This window comes from Streptomyces sp. NTH33, assembly GCF_003236365.1.
In the GTDB taxonomy this organism is placed as follows: domain Bacteria; phylum Actinomycetota; class Actinomycetes; order Streptomycetales; family Streptomycetaceae; genus Streptomyces.
In genome coordinates, this window is the sequence record NZ_POTZ01000288.1 from 1 (window position 1) to 9,330 (window position 9,330).

Here is a 9,330-nt window from a genome sequence, read left to right on the forward strand (position 1 = left end):
GGGTGGCGGGGCGTTCGGCGAGGAACCCGAGCACCAGCCGGGTGAACTCCGAGGCGCGCTCGTGGGGCACCCACAGCCCGGTCCGCTTGAACAGGTGCAGCTGGGCGTCCGGGATCTGCTTGAGCAGGAAGAGGGCGTTGTCGAAGCCCTGCACCCGGTTCTCGGTCCCCCAGACGATCAGCGTCGGCGCCGCGATCCGGCCCAGTTCCTGCCACAGCGGCTCGGCCGGCACGCCCGCCGACTCGGCGGCGGCCCGGCGTTCCTCGCCGCCGGCGACCGACTCCAGGTACCGCTCCTCGACGAGTGCGTCGGTGACCAGCCCGGGGTCGAACATCATCATCCGCAGGTAGGCGCGCATCTTCTCCCGCGACGGGCCCTCGCCCGCGTAGTAGGAGCGGATGGCCTTCTGGCCCTCGGACGGCATCGTGCTGAACAGCGGGACCCCGCCGGCGCTGGAGACCAGGACCAGGCGGTCCACGCGCTCGGCGTGGTGCAGGGCCATCGCGATCGCGACCGCGCCGCCGGTGGCCAGACCGACCACGCTCGCCCGCTCGATGCCCAGTTCGGTGAGCATCGCGGCGAATACGTCCGCGTAGGGCCGGTACTTGCTGCCGGTCAGGTCGATGGTGTCGGACCGGCCGTAGCCCGGCAGGTCGACGACCAGGACCCGGGCGTGGCGGGACAGTTCGGCGAGGTTGGCGCCGAAGTTGCCCCAGCCCGAGGCCCCGGGTGCCCCGCCGTGGACGCACAGCAGCACCTCCGGTCCGGTGCCGGCCTCGTGGTAGTGCAGGCGGGTGCCGTCGACGGTGACGAAACGGGAGGTGGACTCCCGGGTCAGCGGCTCGGTGGTGGCGGGCATCAGACCTTCACCGCCGCCGGCATCTCGCCGCCGAAGAAGTCCATGCCGTAGGCCTGGTACAGCGGGCCCGCGTAGTTCTGCACGTGGTGCAGGGCGCTCTGGCAGTCGCGCCACATCCGCTGCATGGGGTTCTTGGCGTGCAGCTGCGAGCCGCCGCTGACCTTGAAGACCTCGTCGGCGGCCGCGGCCGCGCGGTGCGAGGCGGAGACCTGGTTGCGGCGGATCCCGGCACGTTCGGAGAGGGTGAGCAGCCGACCGGAGGAGACGGTGTCGAAGGCCCGGTCCATGTCGTGCAGGACGTGACTCAGACTGGCGTCGATGTCGGCGGCCGCCGGGGCCAGCACGGACAGCTGGAACGGGTCGCGGCTGGCGGACCCGAACCGGCTGCTGCGCTCCCGGGTCCACCGGACGTATGCGTCCAGGGTGCCCTGGGCCAGCGCGATCGTCGCCGTGGTGATCGCTCCGGAGAAGATCACGTTGCGCGGCATCGAGTACAGCGGTGCGTCCCGGCCGGCGATCGGCCCGGCGCTGCCGTCGGTGACCGGGTCGGTGCGGATCAGCCGGTGTTCGGGTACGAAGGCGTCCTTTACCAGGATGTCCTTGCTGCCGGTGCCGCGCAGCCCGATGACGTCCCAGGAGTCGTGCAGGATCTCGTAGTCGCCGCGGGGGAGGACGAAGTGGATCGTCTCCCGGTCGGTGACGTTGCCCTCCTGGTCGATGATCAGGCCGCCGATCATCACCCACCGGCAGTGGTCGGTGCCCGAGGAGAACGGCCAGCGTCCGTTGAAGACGTAGCCGCCCTCCACCGGTCGAGCCCGGCCCATCGGGGCGTACGGCGAGGCGACCCAGGTGTCGGGGTCCTCGCCCCAGATCTCGCGCTGCATCCGCAGGTCGCCCTGGGCGAGTTCGTGCGGGTGCACGCCCACCACGCCGGCGACCCAGCCGGCCGCGCCGTTGCGCCGGCCGATCTCGTGGACGGTGCGCAGGAAGTCGGTCGGGTGGGACTCGAAGCCGCCGAAGTCACGGGGCTGGAGCATCCGGATCACCCCGGACTCGCGCAGCACGGCGGCGACCTCGTCGCTGACCCGGCCGAGCTCCTCGGACACGGGTCCGTCGCTCTCCAGCAGCTCGGCGTGCTCCAGCACGCGGTCGAGCACGGGGTTCATGGTGCCTTCCTCTCTGGTATGGCGGTCGGGTCAGTGGTGGTCGACGGAGTGGTGGCCCCAGAAGTGCGCGGTGTCGTACCGCGTGGGCGTCCAGGTCTCGTCGTCGATCTTGATGCCGCCGGTGCCGAACTCGAGCCCCACGTCGGACGGGGTCAGCAGGTAGAAGCTGATCATCCGGTCGTTGCTGTGCCGGCCGAACGTCTTCAGCAGCCGGTGCGGCTCGTCCTCGATATGCTCCATGGCCCGGCCGATCACGTCGAGGTCGGTGACCTCGAGCATGAAGTGGCCCACGCCCAGCGGGCGGCCCTCCACCTTCGGGGTGAAGGCGAAGGAGTGGTGGCGGGGGTTGCAGTGCAGAAACGTTGCTGCGAGGTCCGGGGCGAGGTCGATGTGGTCGGAGAGCCGGAAGCCCAGGACGTCGAGGAAGAGCGACTCGTAGCGGGCACGGTCCGAGACCACCTGCAGGACGTGGCCCACGCCCTCGGCCCCGGCGACGAACTCCGCGCCGATCGGGGAGGCGAACCGCGCCGAGGAGGTCCCCAGGCCCCAGAAGATCTCGTGGTCGTAACAGTCGTCGGGGTCGCGGAAGCGGATCAGGTCCGAGACCATCCGCTCCTTGGCGACCGCCTCGCCCGGGCGGGTGACCTCGTACCCGGCGGCGACCAGGCGCTCCTCCAGCTCGGCGAGCTCGGCGGGGCCCCTGGTCTCCCAGCCGACCGCGCTGACACCGCCCCTCTCACCGGGACGCACCTCCAGGCGGTAGGCCTTCTCGTCGATGCGGAACAGCAGGCGGTCGTCGCCGCGGCGGTCGGCCATCAACCCGAGCACCCGCTGGCCGAAGTCCTGCCAGTGGTCGAGGTCGGTGGCGGTGAACTGCAGGTAACCGAGGGCGGTGACGCGGGCGGTCATGTCTCTCCTTCGCGGTCGTGCGGTGCAGGGCGGGACGGAGCGGGCTCAGCCGAGCACGCGGTCCTGACCGAACCGGATCTGGATCAGGTCGGCGACCTCGGCCGCCCGGTCGCGCACCTGCGCACCCCACCAGGCGACGGTCCTCCCACTGGCCCCGGCCGGCGGGAAGGACATCCGGACCGCCAGCCGCGGGGTACCGGCCATCGGCACCGCCACAGTGATCGAACGGACGTCGTACGTGCCGTCCGGGTCGAGGTCGGGTTCGTAGTAGTCGAGGCGGTCCAGGTGCATGCTGAGCACTTGGCGCTGGCGCCGCGGTGTCGGCTCGCCGTGGATGTAGCGGGTGACGTCCTGCCAGGTGTCCTGGTCCGGGGCGTGGCCGACCAGGCAGAGCGAGTAGCCCTGCACAGCGACCCGCTCCGCGAGCTCCCGGCAGCGCCTGCGCGCCGTCTCGTCCCTGCGCGGCAGCCGGTCGAGCCAGCGGGCGAGGCCCGCCTCGTCGGCGGGGTCGAGGTGGACCGCGCCGATGGGCGGCAGGTGCGGCAGCCGCAGGCCGATCTCGAAGTAGGTGGGCGTCGCCGAGCCCCGCTCGGTGCCGATCACCACGTCGTGGTCACCGATCGACGCGAGCAGCGAGACGTCGGCCGACTCCTCGGCGGCCAGCGTGGCCAGCGGCTCCATCGCCGCCTCGCTGAGCCGGGCGGCCCGGATCAGGTCGTGCTCGCCCGGCACCAGGAACGACGACGGTGCGAAGCCGCCGAAGCCGCCCTGGAAGAAGAGCAGCGGAGAGGTCGGACGCTGCACCTGGAGCGAACGGACCCCGCCGAGCACGATGTAGTGGTCACCGGCGTCGACCAGCTGGTGGTAGGAGCAGTCGACCCAGGCGACCGAGTCGCGCAGGATCGGCGCGCCGGACGGCGACGGCCGCCACTCCACGCCGGCGAACGACTCCGGGCCGCGCCAGCTCGTGACGAGGTCGGCCTGGTCGGCGGCGAGGATGTTGACGCAGAAGGTGCTTGCCTCCCGCAGCCGGGCGAAGGTGCGCGAGTTGCGGTCGGGCATGAACGAGACGAGGGGCGGGTCGATCGACACGGAGTTGAAGGTGCCGACCACCATCCCGATGTGCTCGCCGCTGTCGAGGGTCGCGGTGACCAGGGCCACCCCGGTGGGGTAGTGCCCCAGCGCCTCGCGGAACGTGTGCGGGTCTATCGCGGTCAGGGCCGCGCCCGTGGTCGTCTTAGACATCGCGGATCAACCTGTAGACCTGGCTGCGCAGTTCGGCGAACCGCGGCAGCGCCTTGGTGGCGACCTGCTCGCGCGGGGCGGGCAGGTCGACGGTGAGCAGACTGCGGATACCGGCCGGCTTCCCGCCGAGGGCGAGCACCCGGTCGGAGAGGTAGACGGCCTCGTCGATGTCGTGGGTGACCAGCAGCACCGTGATGCCGAGGTGCTCGCGCACCCGCAGCAGCAGGTCCTCCAGGTCCGCCCGGGTCTGGGCGTCCACCGAGGCGAACGGCTCGTCCATCACCACCGCGGCCGGCCGGTAGGCCAGCGCCCGTGCGATCGCGACCCGCTGCTGCATGCCGCCGGACAGCTGCCAGGGGTAGTGGCCGGTGAAGTCCGAGAGACCGACCTCGGCCAGCGCCTCCCGGGCGGTCTTCTCCCGCTCGGCCTTGGCGACGCCCGCCGAGCGCAGCGGCAGCACCACGTTGTCGAGCACGCTGAGCCACGGCATCAGCGAGCGGCTGTAGTCCTGGAAGACGATGGCCAGCCCGCGCGGGGGAGCCTCGATCCGCCCGCCGTCGAACAGCACCTCGCCCTCGCTGGGGCGGCGGAGCCCGGTCAGGCACTCCAGGAGCGTGGTCTTGCCGACGCCCGAGGGGCCCACGATGCACATCAGCTCGCCGCGGCCGACCTCGAAGTCCAGGCCCTTGAGGACCTGGCGCTCGCCGTAGCTGTGGCCCAGGCCGCGGACCTGCATGATCGGGCCGGAGGCGTCCCCGCCCGGCTCCCCTTTCTTCAGGGTGGTCTGCGTCTTCATCGCTGGTCCTCCTTCTGCTTGGTGTAGCCGCGGTGCCAGGCCAGCACCCGGGCCTCGACGAGGCCGAACGTCTTGTTCGCCGCGTAGCCGATCAGGCCGAGGACGATCAGGCCGGTCCACATCGCGACGATGTCGAACGTGCGCTGCGAGTTGAGGACGAAGTAGCCCAGCCCGCCCGGACTGCCGACCATCTCGGTGAGCACCATCGCCACCACCGACATCGACAGCGCCACCCGGGCACCGGCGAAGATCTGCGGCATGGCGGCGGGGACGACGAGGTAGCGGATCCGGTGCCAGGCACTGAGCCGGTAGCCGGCCGCGACCTGGTGCAGCACCGGGTCGACGGAACGGACGCCCTCGATTGTGTTGAGCAGGATCGGCCAGGTGGAGACGAAGGCGATGGTGATCACCTTCATGTCGTCGTCGGTGCCGAGCAGCAGCATCATGATCGGCAGCAGCGCCACGCTGGGCAGCGCGCGCATGAACTCCACCAGCGGCCGGGTCGCGTCCTCCAGGGCCGGCACGGACCCGAGGACCAGACCGAGCACCACGGCGACGGCGAACCCGATGCCGAACCCGGAGACCAGCCGGATCACGCTGGGCAGCGCGTCCTCGACGAGGTGCTCGAAGAACCACAGGTCGACGAAGCGGTCGGTGATCTCGGAGAGTGGGGGCCAGTAGAGCGACGTGCTGCCGGCACTGAGCCACCACCAGGCGGCGACCAGGAGCACCGGGAGCCACAGTTCCCGTGCGACGGCGGTGACGACGCGCAGCGTCCTGCTCATGATGCACCTCCCTTGCGGACCGAGGGGTGCCACCACAGCACGCGGCGCTGGAGCAGCACGAAGACCAGGTTGAGCACCAGGCCGAGGAGCGCCGCCGTGAACGAGTAGACGAACGCCCGGTGGGTGTCGTTGATCTGCATCGCCTGCAGCAGCAGGTAGCCCAGTCCCTCGGAGCCGCCGAGGAACTCCGAGCTGATCGCCATCAGCAGCGAGATCGTCGCGGCGATCCGCAGGCCGACGAAGACGAAGGGCAGCATGGACGGAGCGATCAGGTAGCGCAGCCGGTGCCACCGGGTGAGGTGGTAGGCCTGCCCCACCCGGCGCAGCTGCGGCGAGATCTCGCCGACGGCGTACGAGGTCTGGATGACGACCGGCCAGACCGCGGACACCACGATGAGGACCAGGCCGAGGCTGCGGGTCGCGCCGAACATCAGCAGGAACAGCGGCAGCAACGCGATCGCGGGCACCGTCCGGCCGAAGTCCAGGATCAGCTGGGTACTGCGCCGGGCGTGTTCGTTGGCCCCGATCAGCAGGCCGATGGGCAGACCGATCAGGAGGGCCAGACCCAGGCCCAGCAGGGCGGTCTCGACTGAGGAGGCGATGTTCGACCAGTAGACGGAGGTGCCGGCCAGGTCGACCGCGGACTCCATGCTCTCCAGCGGTGTGGGAAAGCCGCTGGAGGATCCGGGTCCGCGGGCGAACAGGTGCCAGACGACGAACGCGACCAGGATCGCCAGGAGCCTGTTGACCAGGCGCCGGGCGCCGGGTGGCGCCGTCCGGAGCGGGGTGCGGGTCACGGCAGGATCAGCTTCCCTGCGTCCGGGGCGGCCTTCTCGAACATGTCGTACTTGTTCATGTACTGGACCGAGAACTCGATGTCCTCCTTGGTCAGCGGCTTCTCGGCGTAGACCGGGAAGGCCGCCTTCTCCAGCAGCGCCGCGTCCGCCTTGAGGGCCTCGGCGGCGGTCTTCACCAGCAGGTCGCGGTCGCCGTTGACGGTCTTGTTGCCCTCGCGCACCGCCTCCGCGAACGCCTTCACCTTGTCCTTGTTCGCGTCGGCGAAGGCCCGGGTGGTGACCCAGACGTACGCCGATCCGCCGCCGCCGGAGTTGACCGGGCCGAGCGGGCGCAGCTCGCCCTTGGCGCGCTCCACGGTGCCCACCGGCTCGGGCGTGGTGGTCGCGTCGACCTGGCCGGACTTCAGGGCGGCCAGCGGGTCCGGGGACTCGATGAACTTGATGGTGGAGCTGTCGCCGCCGGCATCGTCGACCGATCCGCGCAGGTCGACCCAGGGCGCGCTCTTGATCTGCGGGACGCCGACGGTCTTGCCGGTCAGGTCGGCCAGCGACTTGATCGGGGAGTCCTTCTTGACCCACACGTTGGCGAAGCTGAACTCCTCCTGGCCCTCGGGGATGCCCCCGTCGGTGGCCCCGGCGACGTAGACCAGGTCGACACCCTGGCCTGCGGCGACGAGCGAGGTGGCGGTGTCGAGCAGGGCGAGGTTCACCTTGCCGCCGAGCAACTGCGGGACCATCTCGGTGGACGTCTTCGCCGTGCTGATCTCGACGTCGAGGCCGTGCTTGCCGAAGATGCCCTCGTCGTCCGCGGCGAAGGCCGGGACGCCGTTGAGCGAAGCGAAGACGGCCAGCTTGAGAGGGTCGTCGCCCGACGCCTTCGAGCCGGAGCCGTCGGAGGAACAGGCGGTACACAGGGCCAGCGCCGCGACGGCGGTCGTGGCGAGAGCGCGAAAACGAGTGGAAGCCATGAGGGTCCAGTCCTTCTGTCGTGCCCGAGAGCTCGGCTCGTGCGGAGGATGCGTCCGTGGCGGGCACGACGACAGTGACAAAAGGGGGCCCGCGAGTGGCCCGATCCCTCACCAATCGGAATTTCATCTCGGTTGACTCGGAAACCTCGACGTAACGAAGGACGTCACGTACGTTCCATGTACACACATCTTTCACGTGGCTGAAACTGTTCCCCCTGGGGAACGCCGGGTGGCGAGAGGAAGCCGAGATGAGCGAGATCAACGGCAAGCGCGGAGTGCTGGCGCGGGCCTTCGACATCCTCGGCTGTTTCACGGAAGGCATGGCCGAGCGCTCGGTCGCCGACATCTGCGCGGCGACCGATCTGCCGCCGGCGACCGTGCACCGGATGCTCGCCACGCTCTCCGAGCACGGTGCGATCGAGCGAACCGGCCGCGGCCGCTACCGGCTCGGCCCGCGCCTGTGGCGCCTCGGCCACGGCGTCCCGGACATCCGGCTGCTGCGCGACTGCGCCCGCCCGGCCCTGGTCGACCTGCACGCGAGCACTCGGCTGCCGGTCGCCCTGGCGACCTGCGAGGGCGACCGGCTGCACATCATCGACAAGATCGCCGGGCGCGGCACCGTCCGGGTCTGGGAACAGCTCGGGTCGCCGATGCTGGACGAGCATCCCGCGGGTCTGGCGCTCCTGGCCTGGAGCGGGGACCCGGACCGCCGGCCGGCGTCGCGCCCGCTGCGCAGCGAGGAGCAGTTCGCCTGGCGGCAGAAACTGGCCCAGATACGGCAGCTCGGCTTCGCGCACTCTCCCACCGGCGCGCAGCACACCTCCCCGCTGGTCTGGGCGGCCGCCCCCGTCTTCGCCGAGGACCAGTCGGTGGACACCTGCGTGATGATCGGTGGCCGCCGGGGCCAGCACCCGCCGGCGTCGCTGGGACGCCTGGCCCGTACGACGGCCCGGGACATCTCCGCCGGCCTGCGCAGCGGCGCGGACGACGCCCCGTTCAGCCGGACGCACGCCTGAGCCGGCGGCCCGTGCCGGGACGCCGGCCGCGTTGCCCGGGCGGGCGGCGCCCTCGGGACCGCCGCGCGGTGCCGGTGCGGCCGGACCCGGGGGACGGGCCGCCGGTCCTCGGGTGAGCGGCCTCGTCGGTCTCGTCCGCTTCGTTGGCCTCGTCGGCACGGCCACCGGCGCAGGCATCCGCCGAAACTCCCGGGGCACCGGTTCCCCGACGAGCCGATCGACCACGACCACCGCGCCGTGCACCGCGCGGTCCCGGCGTCGCGGCCGCGTCCTCCCCGCGCGTCCGGCCGCGGTCCCGGGACCGCGGCCGGACGGAGCCGAGGCGTCCGCCGCATCATCCCGCCGCATGGGCGACGGCTCCCGGCCGACCGCGGTGAGCACCGGCCTCCTCGGGTCGGTTTCCGGACCCGCGTGGCCGCCGCCGGCTCGTGCGTCCCGAGGGCGGTGCCCCCTCCGAGGGCGCAGTCGGCCGTCCGGCAGCGGGGGAGGGGCGGCGTGGGCGGTGGCCGCGTGGGCCCGGGAGCCCGGGCTGCCGCCCCCGACCGGTGGGGTGCCGAGCGTCTGCCGGCCGGTCGGGCCGGCGGACCGCCGCCCGGTGCGCCGGTCGCCTGCGCCCGGCCGGACCAGCCGCCCGGCCGGACGAACCGGGTCATCCGACCGTTCGACCGGCCGGACAGTTGGACCATCTGACCACGCGGACGGCCGACCAGCCGGTTCAGTCGTCCGGCAGACGAACCGGAACACCTGCCCGTTCGGCCATCCAGCCATCTGGCCACCCGGCCCCCTGGC

Annotated in this window: 9 protein-coding genes; 1 reads left to right on the forward strand and 8 read right to left on the reverse strand. The window is 71.7% G+C overall.

The window, feature by feature from the left end; all coding sequences use genetic code 11:
- The 8 genes from C1I97_RS24330 to C1I97_RS24365 form a co-directional block, all read right to left on the reverse strand.
- A partial coding sequence (locus C1I97_RS24330) for an alpha/beta fold hydrolase (RefSeq protein WP_111005314.1) occupies nucleotides 1-859 on the reverse strand: 859 nt, incomplete at its 3' end.
- Nucleotides 859-2,025, reverse strand: coding sequence for a hydroxylase (locus tag C1I97_RS24335; RefSeq protein ID WP_111005315.1), 1,167 nt, complete (start codon nucleotides 2,023-2,025; stop codon nucleotides 859-861). The genes C1I97_RS24330 and C1I97_RS24335, both read right to left, overlap by 1 nt.
- Nucleotides 2,026-2,055: 30 nt before the next feature.
- A complete protein-coding gene (locus C1I97_RS24340; protein ID WP_111005316.1) occupies nucleotides 2,056-2,934 on the reverse strand; it encodes a VOC family protein in 879 nt (292 codons plus the stop codon).
- A gap of 45 nt (nucleotides 2,935-2,979) precedes the next feature.
- The gene (locus tag C1I97_RS24345; RefSeq protein WP_111005317.1) at nucleotides 2,980-4,179 is read right to left on the reverse strand and encodes a flavin reductase family protein; all 1,200 of its coding nucleotides are present in this window, start codon (nucleotides 4,177-4,179) and stop codon (nucleotides 2,980-2,982) included.
- Nucleotides 4,172-4,975, reverse strand: coding sequence for an ABC transporter ATP-binding protein (locus C1I97_RS24350; RefSeq protein ID WP_111005318.1), 804 nt, complete (start codon nucleotides 4,973-4,975; stop codon nucleotides 4,172-4,174). Before C1I97_RS24350 ends, C1I97_RS24345 begins: the two co-directional genes overlap by 8 nt.
- Nucleotides 4,972-5,760 (reverse strand): ABC transporter permease, encoded by a 789-nt coding sequence (locus tag C1I97_RS24355; RefSeq protein WP_111005319.1) that lies wholly within the window; start codon nucleotides 5,758-5,760, stop codon nucleotides 4,972-4,974. Before C1I97_RS24355 ends, C1I97_RS24350 begins: the two co-directional genes overlap by 4 nt.
- A complete protein-coding gene (locus C1I97_RS24360; protein WP_111005320.1) occupies nucleotides 5,757-6,557 on the reverse strand; it encodes an ABC transporter permease in 801 nt (266 codons plus the stop codon). Before C1I97_RS24360 ends, C1I97_RS24355 begins: the two co-directional genes overlap by 4 nt.
- The gene (locus tag C1I97_RS24365) at nucleotides 6,554-7,525 is read right to left on the reverse strand and encodes an ABC transporter substrate-binding protein (RefSeq protein WP_111005321.1); all 972 of its coding nucleotides are present in this window, start codon (nucleotides 7,523-7,525) and stop codon (nucleotides 6,554-6,556) included. Before C1I97_RS24365 ends, C1I97_RS24360 begins: the two co-directional genes overlap by 4 nt.
- A gap of 248 nt (nucleotides 7,526-7,773) precedes the next feature.
- On the opposite strand from C1I97_RS24365, the gene C1I97_RS24370 reads away from it, so the two are divergent.
- The gene (locus C1I97_RS24370) at nucleotides 7,774-8,541 is read left to right on the forward strand and encodes an IclR family transcriptional regulator (RefSeq protein WP_111005322.1); all 768 of its coding nucleotides are present in this window, start codon (nucleotides 7,774-7,776) and stop codon (nucleotides 8,539-8,541) included.
- The last annotated feature ends 789 nt before the right edge of the window (nucleotides 8,542-9,330 follow it).

Bases quoted from the DNA above. Each gene is read 5' to 3' on its own strand.
- C1I97_RS24355 (WP_111005319.1), bottom strand. From the start codon at position 5,760: ATGAGCAGGACGCTGCGCGTCGTCACCGCCGTCGCACGGGAACTGTGG.
- C1I97_RS24350 (WP_111005318.1), bottom strand. From the start codon at position 4,975: ATGAAGACGCAGACCACCCTGAAGAAAGGGGAGCCGGGCGGGGACGCC.
- C1I97_RS24370 (WP_111005322.1), top strand. From the start codon at position 7,774: ATGAGCGAGATCAACGGCAAGCGCGGAGTGCTGGCGCGGGCCTTCGAC.
- C1I97_RS24340 (WP_111005316.1), bottom strand. From the start codon at position 2,934: ATGACCGCCCGCGTCACCGCCCTCGGTTACCTGCAGTTCACCGCCACC.
- C1I97_RS24365 (WP_111005321.1), bottom strand. From the start codon at position 7,525: ATGGCTTCCACTCGTTTTCGCGCTCTCGCCACGACCGCCGTCGCGGCG.
- C1I97_RS24345 (WP_111005317.1), bottom strand. From the start codon at position 4,179: ATGTCTAAGACGACCACGGGCGCGGCCCTGACCGCGATAGACCCGCAC.
- C1I97_RS24335 (WP_111005315.1), bottom strand. From the start codon at position 2,025: ATGAACCCCGTGCTCGACCGCGTGCTGGAGCACGCCGAGCTGCTGGAG.